The organism is Cohnella yongneupensis (genome assembly GCF_042655785.1).
GTDB lineage: Bacteria > Bacillota > Bacilli > Paenibacillales > Paenibacillaceae > Cohnella > Cohnella yongneupensis.
Map to the genome: position 1 here is coordinate 26,145 of NZ_JBHSNC010000042.1, position 17,803 is coordinate 43,947.

17 protein-coding genes and 3 pseudogenes are annotated in these 17,803 nt (G+C 47.3%); 10 read left to right on the forward strand and 10 right to left on the reverse strand.

Annotated elements, in window-relative coordinates; translation table 11 throughout:
- The first annotated feature begins 109 nt into the window (after positions 1 to 109).
- Positions 110 to 1,762 carry an SCO family protein gene (locus ACFPQ4_RS13430; protein WP_378112468.1) on the forward strand — a complete coding sequence of 551 codons (1,653 nt, stop codon included), beginning with the start codon at positions 110 to 112 and terminating at the stop codon, positions 1,760 to 1,762.
- A gap of 107 nt (positions 1,763 to 1,869) precedes the next feature.
- On the opposite strand, the gene ACFPQ4_RS13435 is transcribed toward ACFPQ4_RS13430, so the two are convergent.
- Complete coding sequence (locus ACFPQ4_RS13435; RefSeq protein WP_378112377.1) at positions 1,870 to 2,673, reverse strand: class I SAM-dependent methyltransferase; 804 nt, start codon at positions 2,671 to 2,673, stop codon at positions 1,870 to 1,872.
- Between the two features lie 453 nt (positions 2,674 to 3,126).
- Here ACFPQ4_RS13435 and ACFPQ4_RS13440 point away from each other — a divergent pair, with 453 nt between their 5' ends.
- Positions 3,127 to 3,231 carry a hypothetical protein gene (locus ACFPQ4_RS13440; RefSeq protein ID WP_378112469.1) on the forward strand — a complete coding sequence of 35 codons (105 nt, stop codon included), beginning with the start codon at positions 3,127 to 3,129 and terminating at the stop codon, positions 3,229 to 3,231.
- 224 nt (positions 3,232 to 3,455) lie between these two features.
- Here ACFPQ4_RS13440 and ACFPQ4_RS13445 read toward each other — a convergent pair whose 3' ends face one another.
- Positions 3,456 to 3,872, reverse strand: a complete 417-nt coding sequence (locus ACFPQ4_RS13445; protein ID WP_378112378.1) for an OsmC family protein — start codon at positions 3,870 to 3,872, stop codon at positions 3,456 to 3,458.
- A gap of 113 nt (positions 3,873 to 3,985) precedes the next feature.
- On the opposite strand from ACFPQ4_RS13445, the pseudogene ACFPQ4_RS13450 reads away from it, so the two are divergent.
- Positions 3,986 to 4,375: pseudogene (locus ACFPQ4_RS13450) on the forward strand (Fic family protein); the annotation flags it as partial.
- 189 nt (positions 4,376 to 4,564) lie between these two features.
- Positions 4,565 to 5,704 (forward strand): zinc-dependent alcohol dehydrogenase, encoded by a 1,140-nt coding sequence (locus ACFPQ4_RS13455; RefSeq protein WP_378112380.1) that lies wholly within the window; start codon positions 4,565 to 4,567, stop codon positions 5,702 to 5,704.
- A 127-nt stretch (positions 5,705 to 5,831) separates the two neighbouring features.
- Here the strand turns inward: ACFPQ4_RS13455 and ACFPQ4_RS13460 are convergent, their stop codons facing one another.
- Positions 5,832 to 6,278 (reverse strand): GlcG/HbpS family heme-binding protein, encoded by a 447-nt coding sequence (locus ACFPQ4_RS13460; RefSeq protein WP_378112381.1) that lies wholly within the window; start codon positions 6,276 to 6,278, stop codon positions 5,832 to 5,834.
- 113 nt (positions 6,279 to 6,391) lie between these two features.
- Between ACFPQ4_RS13460 and ACFPQ4_RS13465 the strand changes: the two are divergent.
- A pseudogene (locus ACFPQ4_RS13465) lies at positions 6,392 to 6,676 on the forward strand (DEAD/DEAH box helicase); the annotation flags it as partial.
- Positions 6,677 to 6,934: 258 nt separating this feature from the next.
- Here the strand turns inward: ACFPQ4_RS13465 and ACFPQ4_RS13470 are convergent.
- Positions 6,935 to 7,177 carry a GlcG/HbpS family heme-binding protein gene (locus tag ACFPQ4_RS13470; protein WP_378112470.1) on the reverse strand — a complete coding sequence of 81 codons (243 nt, stop codon included), beginning with the start codon at positions 7,175 to 7,177 and terminating at the stop codon, positions 6,935 to 6,937.
- A 42-nt stretch (positions 7,178 to 7,219) separates the two neighbouring features.
- Entirely contained in the window at positions 7,220 to 8,062 is an 843-nt protein-coding gene (locus tag ACFPQ4_RS13475) for an aldo/keto reductase (RefSeq protein ID WP_378112382.1), read from the reverse strand.
- Positions 8,063 to 8,215: 153 nt separating this feature from the next.
- On the opposite strand from ACFPQ4_RS13475, the gene ACFPQ4_RS13480 reads away from it, so the two are divergent.
- On the forward strand, positions 8,216 to 8,449 hold the full coding sequence (locus ACFPQ4_RS13480) for a hypothetical protein (RefSeq protein ID WP_378112383.1): 234 nt from the start codon (positions 8,216 to 8,218) through the stop codon (positions 8,447 to 8,449).
- 138 nt (positions 8,450 to 8,587) lie between these two features.
- A pseudogene (locus ACFPQ4_RS13485) lies at positions 8,588 to 8,713 on the forward strand (type II toxin-antitoxin system VapC family toxin); the annotation flags it as partial.
- A 514-nt stretch (positions 8,714 to 9,227) separates the two neighbouring features.
- Here the strand turns inward: ACFPQ4_RS13485 and ACFPQ4_RS13490 are convergent.
- Genes ACFPQ4_RS13490 through ACFPQ4_RS13510 form a run of 5 tightly spaced genes read right to left on the reverse strand, consistent with a single transcriptional unit; the run spans position 9,228 to position 14,446 of the window.
- Positions 9,228 to 10,283, reverse strand: coding sequence for an aliphatic sulfonate ABC transporter substrate-binding protein (locus ACFPQ4_RS13490; RefSeq protein WP_378112384.1), 1,056 nt, complete (start codon positions 10,281 to 10,283; stop codon positions 9,228 to 9,230).
- Between the two features lie 30 nt (positions 10,284 to 10,313).
- Complete coding sequence (locus ACFPQ4_RS13495; protein ID WP_378112471.1) at positions 10,314 to 11,660, reverse strand: LLM class flavin-dependent oxidoreductase; 1,347 nt, start codon at positions 11,658 to 11,660, stop codon at positions 10,314 to 10,316.
- A gap of 24 nt (positions 11,661 to 11,684) precedes the next feature.
- Positions 11,685 to 12,884 carry an aminotransferase-like domain-containing protein gene (locus tag ACFPQ4_RS13500; protein ID WP_378112385.1) on the reverse strand — a complete coding sequence of 400 codons (1,200 nt, stop codon included), beginning with the start codon at positions 12,882 to 12,884 and terminating at the stop codon, positions 11,685 to 11,687.
- A 24-nt stretch (positions 12,885 to 12,908) separates the two neighbouring features.
- Positions 12,909 to 13,673: an ABC transporter permease gene (locus ACFPQ4_RS13505; RefSeq protein WP_378112386.1), complete on the reverse strand. Its 765-nt coding sequence runs from the start codon at positions 13,671 to 13,673 to the stop codon at positions 12,909 to 12,911.
- On the reverse strand, positions 13,670 to 14,446 hold the full coding sequence (locus tag ACFPQ4_RS13510) for an ABC transporter ATP-binding protein (RefSeq protein WP_378112387.1): 777 nt from the start codon (positions 14,444 to 14,446) through the stop codon (positions 13,670 to 13,672). The genes ACFPQ4_RS13505 and ACFPQ4_RS13510 overlap by 4 nt, the downstream gene beginning before the upstream one ends.
- Before the next feature lie 142 nt (positions 14,447 to 14,588).
- On the opposite strand from ACFPQ4_RS13510, the gene ACFPQ4_RS13515 reads away from it, so the two are divergent.
- From ACFPQ4_RS13515 to ACFPQ4_RS13525, 3 genes are all read left to right on the forward strand, one after another.
- Positions 14,589 to 15,482 (forward strand): LysR family transcriptional regulator, encoded by an 894-nt coding sequence (locus tag ACFPQ4_RS13515; protein ID WP_378112388.1) that lies wholly within the window; start codon positions 14,589 to 14,591, stop codon positions 15,480 to 15,482.
- 480 nt (positions 15,483 to 15,962) lie between these two features.
- Positions 15,963 to 16,829 carry an SDR family oxidoreductase gene (locus tag ACFPQ4_RS13520; protein ID WP_378112389.1) on the forward strand — a complete coding sequence of 289 codons (867 nt, stop codon included), beginning with the start codon at positions 15,963 to 15,965 and terminating at the stop codon, positions 16,827 to 16,829.
- 82 nt (positions 16,830 to 16,911) lie between these two features.
- On the forward strand, positions 16,912 to 17,628 hold the full coding sequence (locus tag ACFPQ4_RS13525) for an SDR family oxidoreductase (protein ID WP_378112390.1): 717 nt from the start codon (positions 16,912 to 16,914) through the stop codon (positions 17,626 to 17,628).
- Positions 17,629 to 17,803: the final 175 nt, after the last annotated feature.

Genomic DNA, 17,803 nt, shown 5'->3' on the forward strand with positions numbered 1-17,803 from the left:
TAGTTCGGATGTAAAATTAATCATTGAATTTTACATATAAATAAAATAGATTATAGAAAAAATCATTAATTCAATGGTTTAAATCCATGAGGTGAAAGAATTGCGTAAAGTGATAGTAGGAAAGATAGTTATGGTGATGTTAGTTTTATTAAGTGTTGCTTGTTCGAATGAGAATGCGCCATCAAAAAATGGAAACAAGAGTCGTGGATTAGCTAGTGAGTTTAATGTTTATGGTATCGTTGTAGGGGCTTCTTCTGATGAACTCGTAAACAAATTAGGTGCTCCCCTTAAAAAGAAGTTAGTGAACCGAATGGGCAGTGAATATTTTGATTACATATACGAAAGCCTACAATTTGCTGTGATAGATGGGAAGGTTGCAATGGTAGGCTCTAAAGATGTAGAACTGAAGACCAATCAAGATGTGGGGGTAGGGAGTTCTGTAGAGCAAGTATCCGAGAAGTATTCTTCATATGGTAAATATGAAGATGAAGAGCACTACAGAGGGGTTGTCGTATATTTTGATTCAGAAGGTGCAATGTTCGTTGAATTTAATAACGACAAAGTATCAAAAGTAGCTGCGGCTAACATGAGATTTATTGAGGATTACTTCGAAGTTACCCAGGGCCAGCTTCGGTCGATATCTGCGTATTCGAAATATTCCGATGAAGATATTGAAGCTTTAGCACAAGATACAAAATCATTATCTAATAAGGATTTGGCTATCATAGATGATTCGTCCAGTAAGCAAATTAACATTGGTATGGAAAAGAGTAAGGTTGAAGAGATTCTAGGTCGGCCAGAGGAAGAAACTGAGTTTGGAACTAAGTATAATGGGGTCAGCATAATGTATGATGAGAATAACATCGTAGCAGCTATAACCACCCCATGGGATGATAACAGAGCTAAACGATTTCGAACAATTAGAGGAATAACGATTGGAAGTAGTGAATATGAGGTTGCTGATAAGTACGGTGTTGAAAAGAATGACGACTCAGTAAGCGATAATGAATACGGGTATTACTTTTACGTTAAAATGAGTGGAAATCAGTTAAAACGAGTTGAACAACGGGATAGTTCAGAGAATGGCTTAACGATTGGTTTTGATATGGATTATGAGAGAAAGGTTGTGAAAGGACTTACAATTGGTTACACAAAATGCCTGGTATATTTCAATTGCAAAAACACAAGTGATGAAACAGACGAACAATCTATACTATCGACCGAAACAGCAGGTAATAAGGCGTCATCATCAGAATTTAGTCCGGCACCGGATTTCTCCTTAACGGATATCGATGGGAATAAAGTAACATTGAGTGATACAAACGGAAAGGTAAGGTTAGTACAGTTTTTCTTTTCTAATAATCCTGACTTAGGCCCGCCAACGACCTTTTTGCTATCTCAGGTGCAGCAAAAACTTATAGATAAAGGTCTATTTGGAACTGACACAGAGATTTTCTCCATTACGATTGACCCGAAGCGAGACACAGCTGGGGCACTTAAGAAGTATGCCGAACAATTTGATGCTGACCTAAGTGGCTGGAAGTTTCTGCGTGGGGAAGAAAGGGCGACGGCCGAGTTGGCCAACAATTTTGGGGTTTTAGTTATGAAGGATGAGGAAGGGAATTTTTCTCAAACAAACTTAATAGCATTAGTTGATAAGGAAGATAAAATTAGAGAGTGGATAAACGCCAACGAATATATCGAGGGCGATAATAGAAAATCTGCTGATGATATCGTAACGGATATTGAGAATTTGCTTTAGTCCAATAGCGCGCAGCGCGGGCACGGAAAGAATTAAGGAGAGGCTAATGCGGCCCCTCCTTTTTAATTCAGTTTACCCTATCAATAGATACGGTGAACCCTATCATACTACCGTTTGGTAGCAACAATTTCCGCATAATCGCAAGGAAGCATAACCGACTCGTCGCCTGACTGGTTATATTTGTTTATGAGTTCAGTAAGGCCGCGAGCCATGGTTTCCTTACCATTAGAATCAAGTGATTGATAAGCCTTAAGCGTTGGGCCATAATAATTGAAAAATGTGTCCAGAAAATGCTCGGCCGATTGAAAACGGAACATCACGGTTCGACGTGTAAGCTGCAGCGATGAAATAACGTCAGAGAACAGTTCGCGCACATGTTCCTCCGATCCCCAAAGGACAACAGGCTTCAAACCTTGCGGCGGCGGCACAAGCTGGGATACAACGGTAAGCATCTGTCCAATAAAGGAATCTTTAGGCCAATTCGCCATGCCGATTATTCCGCCTGGCTTGCATACTCTGGCTAATTCTTTGGCCGTTTGCTCTTGGTTTGGAGCGAACATCGCGCCAAATGTAGAGAGCACAACGTCGAAAGAGTTGCTTTGGAAGGGCAGGTTTTCAGCGTCCTCTTCCATGAGGGTGACTCTTACACGTTCAGTCTCAGCCCTTTCCCGAGCACGACTTAGCAGTTCTGGAACATAATCAATGCCCGTTACATCACAATTGCGCCGAGCGGCGGCAAGCGCGGTGTTCCCGCTGCCTGTTGCTACATCTAATACTTTCTGGCCGGCTCGTAGCGCCACTGCTTCACAAAGTAATTCACTAACAATGTTAAGCTGAGTAGCTACGATTGCATAATCCCCCGATGCCCAAGTTTGTTGTTGACGTTGTTTGATTGCTTGGAAATCAACCATTAAATCTTCCTCCAGGTAAACCAGATTTATTATAAAAACCACATATAATTAATATTTCCAAGGTCATATTCATATTCCGGATTTGATGTGAGACTGAATCTGCCTTTAAACGCTTTATCTTGGGAGTTGGAGGCGCAAGTGAATTTATAACCGGAAATACCGGAACCCAAAAGAGCGGAAGTACTGAGAATCTTCAGCTATAGAAGGACGGTAACGGAGACGGAAATACAATGGGCAATGAATGAAACTGAGCATATTTCTAGTGGATAACATTCGGGGAATGATATGTTGACTCTGCCTATTCAACACATGTGGAGTGTGTAATATTGATGGTACTGAAAAAATAATTGAGATGTGACAGTATCGCTTAAATGGAATGTAAATGAAATTCAGGTTGTATCCGGCTGCGGAGCAGCAGACGCTGATCGACAAGACGATCGCAGCGCTCGGTTCGTGTTCAATCACTTCCTGGCTCGTCGGAAAGAGGTCTTTGAACAGGAACAGAAAACGTTGAACTACGTTGCCTGTTCTGCCGAACTGACCGAGTTGAAGGACTAAAAAGGTTGGCTGCAAGAAGTGGACAGCACCGCCTTGCAGCGCAGTCTCAGGGAGCTCTTTCGGAAGCAGAACGAGAATGTATGAGAAGCGGTTGGCCCGTTTAACTCCGTCATGATATATCAATCATTTCGGGCAGTTAAACTAACCAATGCGGGAGAGCGCATCGCTGGCAGCGATGGTGGACGGTTCCAATATTTAGCATTGCACACACGCAAAAATGCGAATCACACAGATACAGCTTCAATCTCACTCAGCGTCACTGGCGTCCCGACACGCAAAGTGTTCTGAATCTCGGCAAGGCGATCAGTCTCACTGCCAAGCAAACGGATGACTTCTTCGCTGGCATGCGCTGCAATCTTCGCGTGGTAGCGCACATTCTTTGCCGGCTCGCCATCTGATCCAAACTCACCAGCAACCTCCACCTCCACGGATTCGATACGAATGCCCTTTTTCGCCGCTTCCCTATAGATGTCATTACAGTAGCACGTGGCTAAGGCCAAAAAGAGTAACTCGCCTCCGTTGGCACTTGATCCGAACCCTGTCGACTTAGGCGAAATGGCCAGGGTATGGACGTTGTCGTTTGTACAAAGGCTGACCTGATGATTACCTTCACGGTTCTGTACGAGCGCGCTAATTATCATTTCTACTGCCTCCTTGAATTTATATACATGCATGGCGGTCGTTGATTTTCCATAAGATACCTACTGATATCCTACCATACCTATCTTTTCCCGGTAACACCTCTATAGTGGACATTGCGGAGGATCTGGTAGCTTGGGTCAATTCCCCAGAAACTTATACGATTCCAGTTACGATTAAGGCAGGCATTTTTATGTGGCAGTTTTTGATGATCCATCCCTACATGGACGGAAATGGAAGGACGGCACGCATGTTAACCACTTATCTCCTGCGCCGCGACGGGTACGGCTTAAAAGGAATGTTCGTGCTGGAGAACTTCTATGATCGAAATTTGGCAGAATACTACCGCAGACTTCAATTAGGACTGCATCACAATTATTACTTCAGGAGAAATGAGGCGGAATTGACCCCGTGGCTTGGGTTTTTTGTCGATGGTCTGGCGGAAGTATTTCAAGAAGCAGCAGCAATTGTTTCCGAGAAATCTACCCAGATGATGCGCCTGAAAAGTTTCCGCAATGGAACTACCTTCAGAATTTACTTTCACGTGAATCGTTCCGTCTTCCGTCTCCTTTCTTGTTCTTAGGCGCTCCGCTCTGTCGAAAATACCGTACATCAAATGTATGCTCCTCACTCTCCGATTCCATAATAGAATCATGCATGCAAATTCAAAGCATGTCATAACAGGAGGGCGATTATGAAGGCTGTAACTTTCCATGGCATGAAGAACATGCAAGTGACGCAGGTAGCGGATCCGACGATTCAGAAAAAAGACGGGATTATCGTCAGGATCACCTCGACCGCCATATGCGGTTCCGATCTCCATATATACCAGGGGGCGATTCAAGCCCAAACCGGATACGTGGTCGGACATGAACCGATGGGCATCGTCGAAGAAGTGGGCCCTGAGGTGACAAAGGTCAAAAAAGGGGACCGGGTCGTGCTCCCGTTCAATATCTCGTGCGGCAGCTGTCATTACTGCCAGCATGAAATGGAGAGCCAATGCGACAACTCCAACCCCAATCCCCAAGTAGATACGGGAGCTTACTTTGGGTTTACCGAACGTTACGGGAATTATTGGGGCGGACAAGCCGAATTGCTTTACGTGCCGTACGGCAATTTCATGCCGTTCGTTATTCCGGAGTCATGCGAATTGGAGGATGAGAAGCTCCTGTTCCTGTCCGACGTGCTGCCGACGGCCTACTGGAGCGTGGACAACGGCGGCGTGAAGCAGGGGGATACAGTTGTGGTGCTCGGCTGCGGCCCCGTCGGCTTGATGGCGCAAAAATTCGCCTGGATGAAAGGGGCCAAACGGGTCATCGCGATCGACAATCTCCCGTACCGGCTGAACCATGCCAAAAAAATGAATAACGTCGAAATCTTCAACTTTGAAGATTTCAATGACATGGGGCTGCATATAAAAGAAATAACGGGTGGGGGCGCGGATGTCGTCATCGATTGCGTCGGAATGGACGGCAAGAAGACGCCATTGGAGGAGGAAGAGCAGAAGGCCAAGCTGGTTGGCGGAACGCTCAGCCCGATCAACATCGCGATGAATGCGGTGCGGAAATTCGGCACGATTCAGATGACGGGGGTATACGGTTCTAAATACAACCAGTTCATGTTCGGAAACATTTGGGAAAGAAACGTGAAGCTGACCATGGGACAGGCGCCCGTGATTCATTACATGCCGATGCTGTATAAAAAAATTATGGCAGGCGAGTTCGATCCGACGGAGATCATCACGCATAAAATGCCGCTCGATCAGGCGCATAACGCGTACAACACCTTTTACAACCATGCGGACGAATGCATTAAATTCGTCCTGAAGCCTTAAATGATGGCATGAGAAGAGGGGCTGTGCCACAGGGTATTGTACCCTGAGGCACAGCCCCATGTATTTAGCCGATTTTTCGTCAATATTGGCGGGACCCAGTTTCGTTATAGGGCTAAAACCGCCAGGTTTATAGCAAGCTCCCGGAAGACCCGATCCGCGCCTTCGGATAGGTTTCGAAAGCCCGCACCGCCGCTTTCGCAACCTCAATGTCGTTTGCGACCGTACTGCCGCTTGCGCCGACCGCCCCGACGATTCTCCCTTCGAACGACAACGGAATCCCCCCTCCGAACACGACCACGCGTCCGTGGTTTGTCGTATTGATCCCGTACAGCTCCCCGCTCGGGACCGCCAACGGAGCAAGGCTCGCCGTGGGCATTTTTAGCGCGACCGCCGTCCATGCCTTATTGTGGGCGATGTCGACACTGGCCAGCCAGGCATGGTCCATCCGATGAGAAGCAACGAAATTCCCGCCATCGTCTACGATGGCGATCACTTCCGCGATCCTGAGCTCCCTTGCCCGGAGTTCCGCTGCGTGAATCAACACTTTGGCGACTTCCAGAGTGATTTTCAACATCTGCGTCCTCTCCCTCTCGACTGATTCGATACATGATATGTACGAATCATACGCTTTAGGTATGCATTCGATCCCGTCATCATAGGAATTCGTACATCCATGAATGGAGCGGGATTCCGCTTCTTTTCTTGCTCATTTTAAAAGCTTTAAGCAAAGAGAACTATACTACGCCGACCCCCATACAGGAAAAGGCGATCCCGGCTGTGTTAGCCTGCAGAGACTTATTTGGCTGCGCTCAAACGGGAACGGGGAAGACGGCCGCATTTGCCGTACCGATTGTCCAACTGATAAGCGAACAGCAAAGTAGACCCAATACACAACGCCGTATCCGCTCATTGATAACGCCGACAAGAGAACTTGCTTTTCAGATTGATGAGAACATGCCGATGCTGTATCAAAAAATTATGGCAGGCGAGTTCGATCCAACGGAGATCATCACGCATAAAGTGCCGCTCGATCAGGCGCATAACGCGTATAACACCTTTTACAACCATGCGGACGAATGCATTAAATTCGTCCTGAAGCCTTAAATGATGGCATGAGAAGAGGGGCTGTGCTACGGGGTATTGTACCCTGAGGGACAGCCCATGTGTTTGGCCGATTTTTCGTCAATATTGGCGGGACCCAGTTTCGTTATAGGGCTAAAACCGCCAGGTTTATAGCAAGCTCCCGGAAGACCCGATCCGCGCCTTCGGATAGGTTTCGAAAGCCCGCACCGCCGCTTTCGCAACCTCAATGTCGTTTGCGAACGTACTGCCGCTTGCGCCGACCGCCCCGACGATTCTCCCTTCGAACGACAACGGAATCCCCCCTCCGAACACGACCACGCGTCCGTGGTTGGTCGTATTGATCCCGTACAGCTCCCCGCTCGGGACCGCCAACGGAGCAAGGCTCGGCATCAAACAAGTCTAACCTGCGGGAACTTTCATGTGAAAGCTTTCTTAAATAATGTCGAGCGGAACCTTTCTAGTCGGTTTGGGGAACGCCTCATCCAACATACCCAAGACTTCCTCGGTAAGCTTAATCCGTTCTGCCTCCGCATTCTCTTCGACATGCGCTACTGTCGACGCCTTAGGAATGGCAATCACGTCACCGCTTCTAATGCACCAAGCCAAGAGAATCTGAAGCGGATTCACGCCATGTCGATCGGCAATCTCCTTAACCGCTGGATTCTCAACCAACCCTCTTCGTAAAGTTCCCGCCTGGGCGAGCGGACTGTAGGCCATCGTCGGGATTTTTCGCTCTCTCAACCAAGGAAGCAGGTCGTATTCTACGCCGCGGGAACCGAGATGATACAGCACCTGATCGACCATGCAATGCGTCCCTCGCGCCGCGTCGAACAGTTCTTTCATATCGTCCGTGTCCAGGTTCGAGACGCCCCATCGCAAAATTTTCCCCGCTTCGACCAACCGCTCCATCGCTTCTACCGTTTCGCTTAGAGGAATGCTTCCTCTCCAGTGAAGAAGATAAAGGTCGAGGCGGTCCGTCTTTAACCGCTTCAAGCTTTGTTCGCAGCTGCCGGCGATGCGATTCAGTCCCGCGTTGTGCGGGTACACTTTGGATACCAGAAACACTTGATCTCGTATCCCTTCGATCGCTTCTCCAACCAAGGACTCGGATCTGCCGTCGCCATACATTTCAGCCGAATCGATCAGGTTCAATCCAAGCTCCACACCGCGTCTCAACGTGCGAAGCTCTTCATTTTTCTTGGACGGCTCATCCCCCATATACCACGTACCTTGACCGATTCTGGGCAAAGAGGTCCCATCAGGAAGGGTTACCACGCTCCCACCACCTTATTTTTTTATAATATTTTTCCCGCAGCGCCCCGTCCTATTCTCCATAGAGATCTACTCGTATTGAGGGAAATGGTAATTATTGAAACAGTCTCACCTATGTTATAATTGATAATTAAGTGTGATAATGGAGGGATAACAATGATCCCCAAAAAAATGGATCAACAAGCCGCGAGTGCGATAAAATCCATCCTTCAGAAACTCAACATAGATAACCCTCGTGTATTGATTGACCTTGAAAAGCAAACTGTGGAAGCTCAAGAGGACGACTATTCCGTTGATGATCTTTTGGAAGCGGCCGGTACATTAACGCCTGAACGAGGGAAAGAGCTTCTTGAAGAAGTCAACAAATCGCGTGAGGAATGGAATGCATGAGTAAAGGGTATCTCCTGGATACGAATATTGCGATTGCGATTTGTTTACATCAAAGAGATGTATAGATATTACGTCAGAAATTGCAAAGTTGGCCGGAACGCTTCGTAGGGATCTTAAGGTAAGGGACGTAAGTTAAAAACTCCTGATGCTCTTATAATTGCGACAGCGTCCGTTCATGAACTTACATTAGTTTCTAGAGATTCCGACATGAACTTCGTCCAGAACGAATTGGATATCCCACTATTAAATATTGGTTCAAATTAAGCTTAACCGTCACTTCTACTATAAGTTGGAGAGTCGGTTTTTTCGTATCAATTTAAGCCCCTTTGATAGAATAGAGATACGACCAATTCCTTTTATTTTAGGAGATCGTATGAGTAACGACCTGTAGCAACAATTATCTAGGGCTTTGAATGAAATAGAAGCTCTTAAACAGGAGAATCGTTTCCTAAAACTCCAACTTTCCAATTATGCAAAGCTCGTGGCGCGTCCGGACAAGCTAACATCACAGGCGCAACAGGGAAATTGGGATCACTTGTAGTAGAAACTTTAAAGGCCACTTGCTGGTATTTGAGGGCGAAAGCTACAGAATGAAGCATGCGTTGATGAAGGAACGTTAAAAAATACCCATGACGATAATGGGTAAAAATGCACGATTTTTTTGGGTAAATTAGCTTGACGAAATACATACGAGCACTATGCGCGGCAGTCGTGCCGATAGTAGAAAGAGCGCCTTGCGGCGCTCTTTCGGTTATACTTTTTGAAGAAGGGAATTTACTTATTTCGCTAATACTTGTTCGATATAAGAGTTGTCAACAACCTTTGATACATCAAGCTTTTCTTTCAACTCGCCAAGCTCAAGCAGAATATCAGCTGTTGTTTGTTGGCTTGCAGTTGCTTCAGCAGAGATTGGCAGGTTGGTTGCGATGTTGTTCTTGAGAGAAACGCGAATCGTTTCAGGATCCAGTTTTTTTAGCCCTGCCAATAATGTGATTGCTTCTTCCAGGTTTTCATTTTGCCATTGCAGACCACGCTCATAGGCTTTCAGGTAGGCAACAACGAGTTCGGGATATTTCTCGGCAAATTTAGTGCGGACGATATTATAAGCAGGGGTGAAAGCGCCGATTGTTTTGCCTTCTGCAATAAGAACGGCTCCCTGAGTATTGATTTGGGTGCTGCGGAACGGCTCCCAGATGACCCAAGCATCAATGGCGCCGCTTTGGAAAGCAGGCTGAGCTTCATCCGGCTGAAGATTGATTTGTTGTACGTCGGATGCCTTTAGTCCTACGGAATCTAGTGCGCGAAGCAATAGTCCCCAGGAGCTGCTTCCCTTCGATACGCCAATCTTCTTGCCCTTCAAATCCGCTAGAGACTTAATGGTGCTGTCCTTCGGAACAATGATGCCGTCTCCACCGCCATTGCTTCCCTCGCTGATAGAGGTGAATCCGACTTTGGCGGCTTGTCCTGTTATCGTACCGATATAACCGATGCGTACAAAATCAAGACGGTCGGCAGCAATCGCCTCGAGGAACTGCGAGGAGCTTTGCAGCGTCTGATAGTTGACTGTTGCCCCAAACTTACCGAACTCTTCTTCGAAGAATCCTTTCTCCTTGGCGATCAGAAGCGGTCCAATTTGACTGGCTTCCACATTAACGACCACATCTTTATATTTGGTTGCGTCGTCTCCGTTGCTTTGTGCTGTTGCCGTGCTTTGGCTTGGTTCAGAAGTGTTTCCTGCATTCGTATTTCCGTTGTTGTTGCCGCAGCCAGCTACAATCGCAATAATCAAGATAAGAGCTGCTAGAAGAGTGCTTTTCGTAAACTTTGTCTTCATGGGTGTGTTCCTCCGTTGGTTTTTTTTATGTTAAAAGCTTGTCCTGCTGTCAGGTTGTGCGGTAAAACGGCTTACAGGCCGTGTTAGTCCAAGATGCTCTCTTAATGTATGTCCGGTATATTCGGTTCGAAATAATCCCCTTTGCTGCAGAAGGGGCACAACCTTATCAACGAATTCATCGAGGCCATCCGGCAGCAAAGGCGGCATGACATTAAAGCCATCGCAAGCGCCGCTTACGAACCAATCCTCTATACGATCCGCAATCTGCTGCGCTGTCCCGGTGATCGTCAGATGACCGCGGGCGACGGAAAAGTGTAAGCCGAGATCACGAATCGACATTTTCGTATGTTTGGCCATATCCATGATCATCAAGGCACGACTCGTATTGCCCTCCCGTGGCAGCTCAGGCAATGGACCGTCAAGGGGATAACCGGATAAATCGACATTGATCAGCTTCGAAAGATACGTTACAGCAGCATCGGGATTTATGAACGCATTGAAAGCCCGTTCTTTTTCCCTCGCATCCTCTTCTGTGTCCCCTATGAAGGTAAGCAAGCCCGGCATGATCTTCAGTTGGTCAGGCGTTCTGCCGTATTGAGGAAGCTGCTCTTTAAGCTGGCGGTAAAAACGTATCGCTTCTTCCTTGTCCTCGGTTGCTGTAAAGACGACATCGGCTGTTTGCGCGGCTAACTTCTGACCGTCAGGGGAGGTGCCTGCTTCGATAATGACAGGCCTTCCTTGCGGCGATCTCGGGATATTTAGCGGTCCATCCACTCGGAAGTTGCTTCCTTGATGGTTAATCGGATGAATGCGGCTTGTGTCTGCAAATCGAGGCAGCTGTTTGTCCACCACCGTTGCTTCATCTTCCCAGCTGTCCCACAAGCCTGTTGCGACCTCTAGGAATTCCCTAGCCCGTTCATATCGTTTACTGTGCTCCAGCAGTTTATCAGCATTGAAGTTGCGCGCCTCTGTTTCTTTGGTCCCCGTTACGACATTCCATGCCGCTCTCCCTTTGCTTAGGTGATCCAGTGTAGCGAATCTGCGAGCAAGATTGTAAGGCTCATTGAAGGTGGTCGAAACCGTTCCAGCAAGGCCAATACGCTCTGTCAAGCCAGTTAAGGCACCAAGTACGGTAAGGGCTTCTGGATAGATGAAGCTGACATTAGTTTCAGCATCCTGAATGCTTGGAACGGAGCTGCTGTCGGCTAGGAAAACCATATCGAATTTACCGCGTTCAGCTGCTTGTGCGGATTTCTTATAAAATTCAAGATCAATGACGCCGTTCACTTTCGAATCCGGATGACGCCATGCTCCATAGTGATGACCATAATTAAAGAGGAACGCGCCTAGGCTCATTTGTCGCTGATTAATTCCCATCATGTCCACGCCTTTACGATCGATTTATTTGATCTTGCTTAAATAGCTGTTATAGGAGTGAGCGAGAATCTCAACACCCTTGCGAATTTGCTCCTCGTTGCAATAGCTGAAGGAAAGTCTGGCATAACGTGCCCCCTCAGGCTTTACAAAAAATTGGTTGCCAGCGATGAAGCTGACGCCGCGCTCATTCGCATCTTGCACGAGATCAGCGGTATTTACATGGTCCGGAAACTTCAACCAGATGAAGAAGCCTCCATTCGGGATTTGAAAGGTGATTCCATCACCAAAATGTTGGCGGAGCGCCTCAACCATGATATCGCGACTTGACTTGTACCTAGTAATTAACATCTCTAGATGATCTTCGAACGACAGCTTCTGGAACAATTGGGCAACAATTTCTTGGGAGAACACGCTTGCCATGCTTCCTTGGAAAAAGGTGTTTATCCGTCTGATGACATCTGCCGATGCTATGGCCCAGCCTAGTCGAATACCTGGAGCAATAATTTTGGAGAAGGAGCTCAAATAAATCACTCGTTCTGGTGCAAAGTTATAAATGGCTGGAATATGCTCCCGTTCGAAGGCGAGCTCTGCATAAGCGTCATCCTCTAATATGAAGAAATTATATTCGTATGCAAGCTCCGCCAACCGTTTGCGCCGAGAGAGTGAGAGACTCACGCCGCCTGGATTATGGAAATTCGGCATGACGTAAACAAACTTAGGAATCGGCTGTCCGACGCGTACTGCTTCTTTCAGCGCTTCCTCGACGAGCTCAATCTGCAAGCCATTCTCATCAATCGGGAAAGAAGTAATAATAGCTTCCGCGGCTTTGAAGGTGTTGACCGCACCAAAGTAGGTTGGCGCCTCCACCCATGCATGATCGCCAGGCTCAAGCAGCGTTCTGGCTGCATAGTCAATGGCTTGCTGAGAGCCGTAAGTAACGAGAACCTGATTGGATTGAACATGAATGGAGCGAAGCTTGGAACGGTTAGCGATCCAATCCTGAACGATTTGTGGACCATCTGCTCCAGCATATTGCAGAGAGTCTCGTCCTTCTTGCAGAATCGCAGCAGACGCCGCTTCCTGCAATTCCTGGTAAGGAAACAAATCGGATGAAGGCGTCCCATAGGAGAATGGAATAAGATCAGATCGGCTTGTTGCTTGTGCAGCACCGATTGGACTCAAGGCAGGAACACGTTTAGCGAATGAATAGGGTTGCAAGGACATGATATAAATCCACCTTTCAATTAGTTATCCTTTATAGCTGTCTCGCCAGCTCAGCAGCCTGCGTTCCAGAATTTTTACGAGGGAATCAGATAGCTTGCCTACTAATGCGAAGATGAAAATACCGACAAATACAACACCGGTTCTCATAAATGATCTAGCATCTTGAATGAGATACCCAATACCTTGATCGGCGCCCATCAGCTCAGCAACGACTAGGCACAGCCATGCTGTGCTTAACGAAAGTCTAAGTCCTAGCAATACTTGAGGCATTGCCGCTGGAATAATGAGCTTCGTAAATTGCTTGTAGCGGCTGAACTCCAACACACGTGCCACATCGAAGAACTTCGCATCGACATTGCGTACACCCAGAAACGCATTCACATAAAGCGGGAAAAAAGCACCCATTGCGATTAGAAGAACTTTCGATAGCTCTCCGAATCCAAACCATAAGATAAAGAGCGGCGTGATGGCGAGCAGCGGAACGGTGCGCAGCATCTGAACGGTCGGGTCAAGCAGTTGCTCCACACGGCTGAACATTCCAACCAGCATTCCGATTAGCAGTCCGAGACCTCCTCCAATCACAAACCCAAGCGCAGCCCTCACGACGCTAATTCTTAAGTGGTGTAACAGCTCGCCAGATAGAAGCATGGAATAAAAAGCTTTAAATATGGATATCGGAGAAGGAAACAGCATCGGATTCACAAGCTCCAATAATGAAGCAAGCTGCCAAAGGATTAGAACGAGCACCGGAAGGATGAGACCAAGTAAGATGGGGGTTTTCCTAGTCATATTTCCCACCCTCCATTTACTTCTTCTGGATGGTGCTCCAGTGCTTTGAGCACAATTGTTCGAAGCTCTTGGAATGAAGCCCCAATGCGATTTCGTGGATAAGGCAGGTCAATGGAAATGGTAGCCTTGATTGTACCAGGACGCGCATCCATCACAATAATTCGATTGGAAAGAAAAACAGCTTCATCGATATCATGTGTAACAAGCAGCATCGTCGTATGGTTCTGACGCCATATCTCCAACAGAGACTCCTGCATATGAGCTCTTGTGAAAGCATCTAGCGCTCCAAATGGCTCGTCCAGCAGCAGTACTTGTGGATTGCGAAGGAGCGTTCTGGCTATAGCCACTCTTTGGGACATACCGCCGGATAACTGCTTTGGGTAAGATTTCTCGAAGCCCTTCAAGCGAACAAGCTCGATCATTTCATCTACCTTCTGGCGCACCTCTTTATTTTTTAACGAGAGGTCCGCGGCAATATTTTGCTCAACAGTTAACCATGGGAATAAACGATGCTCTTGAAAAATAAACCCTTTGTCCTGGCTTGGAGACTGAATCTCCGACCCGCTTAGCCTAACTGAACCGGAGTCGCCACGGTCAAGCCCAGCGATGACTTTGAGCAGCGTACTCTTGCCGCAGCCGCTTGGACCAATGATGGTAACGAATTCCCCTTGCTTCACTTCAAATCCGATTTCGGACAAAACAAGCTTCGCTTCACCTTCATGTTCAAATGACTTATTCAACCGTTTAATATCTAATGTGCCGGTTAATGTCACGGTATCACCTCTATTCAATCCTTTTCCGATGTGTTTTATCGGATTAGTCGTATTACTATTAACACATATAAACGATTGTGATGTAAAATATGAAATATCTATGTTATTATAAATATTATTTATGGATAGGGGTTGTGTGCACGTGCGCATAGAGCAATTACAATATATTATCGAGGTTGCTCGCACAGGTTCTTTTACATTAGCAGCGGAGAAGCTCCACATATCGCAGCCTAATATCAGTTATTCTATCTCATTGTTTGAGAAAGAAATTGGCGCAATCCTATTCACACGAACGCGTTCGGGTACCAAGACGACAGAGGTTGGCAAACAGATTATCGATCAAGCGCATGAAGTTATGGCATTAATTACCGACATGAGGGAAACAGCGCAAAGACATACGACTCTTATTCAAGAGAAGCTGATGATTGGGGCCATTTCAGGCATCTGTACAAGCTTTCTTCCTAAGGCTTTGTCGAGCTTCAGTAATAAATACCCAAACGTAGAATTGGATGTAATAGAAGATCATTCTGGAGAGATTGAGGAGGGGGTTCTGCAGGGCACGCTTGATCTCGGACTAGTCGGTATCCCCGGTGAGTACGATTTCAAGCATCTTAACGCGCACAAATTTCTGGAATGCAAAATACTCGCCTGCGTTGGAACTAGCTCGCCCTTTGCAAGCAAGAAAAGCGTATCCTTATATGATATTGTGAAATATCCCATTATCGGAACTTCCGAGTATATGCGGAAGGAATTTATGAAATATGGGGAGCCGAAAGAGATGTTCAATTCAAGCCGTTCGGAAGCAGCCAAGCGTGTCACTTCCGAAGGGTTGGCGACCAGCTTTTATTTGGACATATCACTTCGGATTGATCCGTACGTTTCTTCGGGGCAAATGATTCCGATCCCAATCGAGGAGGAGCCATCAATAAACCTGTACTGGTTGCATCCTAAAAAGGTACAGTCGGCGGCAAGCTCTGCATTTATTAAGGAGCTTCTTCTCCAGGCTTCCCATTTCCAGCGCTGGAAGTCATTTTAACCCTTTCCTTGATCCTCTCCCAGGATCCAATGGATTGATATTGATGTGAAATTGATGTAAAACATCAACGGAGTCATTGGCTAATTCGTGTTCGAAGTGTTGAAATGCTTTTTTCACTTCACGCTGAATGAAAAGCTCGAATTATTTCAAAGGTAAGTGCACACTCATAAATGCTTCGTCAACAGGATAAGCTAAAACCAGGTTCGGTCATGGGTTGACATTTCGTTGCGTAGTAACTACAATGGTTACAACTGTGGTGGTGCTAAGTGAAGCAGATTAGTAGCAGATTTTCCATTGCTGTCCATATCCTTTCCCTGATCGCCAGTCCGCGATGGAACAGAGGTTGGCTCAAGTGAACTTAAGCCAGCTGGCAGCTCAGTTCGTGTAATGAAAGCTCTTAGAGCTTTTTTATGCCATCGTTGTAACCAAAGTTATTATAACGATGGGGCAAATAGATTTGTCAAAATTGGAGGAATTACGATGAAATTTTTGGTGACAGGCGCAACAGGGAAATTGGGATCACTTGTAGTAGAAACTTTATTGGAAACCGTACCGGCTAAGGATTTGGCCGTCAGCGTTCGCAACCCGGAGAAAGCGGAAAGCCTTCGTGCACGCGGCGTGGACGTGCGACATGGGGATTTTGACCAACCGAATACACTAGACAAAGCATTCGCGGGTATCGACCGCCTCTTGATCGTGTCCTCAGACGGTGACAACGAAACGCGGATACGCCAGCATGCTGCTGCAGTAGCGGCAGCTAAGCGCGCTAATGTCGGCTTTATAGCGTATACCAGCCTAGGAAATGCAAGCGAGAACCCGATTTTCCTTGCACCGGTGCATCGTGCTACGGAGGAAGCCATTAAAAACACGGGAATTCCTTATTCCTTCCTGCGTAACAACTGGTACTTGGAGAACGAGACCAGCAGCATTCAAGCGGTCCTCGGAGGAGCGCCTTGGTTGACGTCGGCGGGATCCGGCAAAGTAGGCTGGGCAACCCGTCGCGATTATGCGCAGGCAGCGGCAGCGGTACTGGCTGGCGCAGGCCACGAGAATACTGTCTATGAGCTGTCCGGAAAGCTTGCTACGCAAGAAGAGTTGGCTTCAACTCTTGCCGGCGTCTTGGGCCGGGAAGTTCCCGTTCAACAAGTCGATGACGCCGCTTATGCCAGCATCATGAGCAGCGCAGGCGTACCTGAGCCGGTCGTTCCGATTCTGGTTGGCATTCAGAGCGCTATTCGCGAAGGCGCATTGGAAGTTGAGAGCAATGATTTTCAGAAGCTGCTGGGACGCCCGGCCACGCCGCTCGAAGAGGCTGTCCGTCAAATTGTAAACGAAATTCAGTCTTAATTAAGCGCGCAAGCACGCCAGGGTTTCAATAGCCTCTATAATGGGATTATCTGCAAAACATTCTTCTAAGGGGGGTATTTGTATGTCATTGAACGGGAAACGCGTCGTTGTAGTAGGAGGCACTTCAGGAATCGGATTGTCGACTGCCAAAGCATTTCTGGATGAAGCGGCGCAGGTGATTGTAGCCAGTCGCACTGCTGCAAAGCTTTCAGAAGCTAAGCAAACGCTTGGCGGGAATGTCGAAGCGTACGAGCTTGATTTTCGGAGTGAAGAGAAAGCAGCGGAATTTTTCAAAAAGGTGGGCCGGTTTGATCATCTGGTGATCACGGCGGGCGAAGGCGCGATGGGTGAATTCCGCGAATTGCCGGTTGAACAGGCGCAAACTGCTTTTGACAGCAAGTTCTGGGGCCAGTATGTCACCGTTAAAGCGGCGATCCCCTATTTGAACAAAGAAGGCTCCATCTCCTTGACTTCAGGTGTTTACGGCAAAAGGCCCCCGAAGGGAGCATCCACGCTGGCCGCGATCAATTCGGCGCTGGAAGGTTTGATGCGCGGATTGACGGTTGACCTTGCCCCGATACGGGTCAATGTGGTTTCTCCCGGAATCGTAGATACGCCTATCTACGCAGGCATGCCTGAAGAACATCGGAAATCCATGTTCGATGCCATTGCGAAGCAATTGCCAGTGGGACGGGTGGCACAGCCGGAAGATATCGCCGAAACCTATGTTTACCTTGCGAAAAACGGATTCACTACAGGCTCCGTTATCCTCATCGAGGGCGGGGCGCTTCTGTCCTAAACTCGGAACAATAAACACCATAATAGGTGCACCGATTAGGCCATAAACTTTTACGCGAGTAGAGTTTATGGTCTTTTTGATAAATAAACAATCATGATCTCCCGAGCGCAAACCTAGCATGAAAATAGCGGTTATTGGAACCATGCTCGTGAAATCCTTGAGGTGAGGTTTTCCA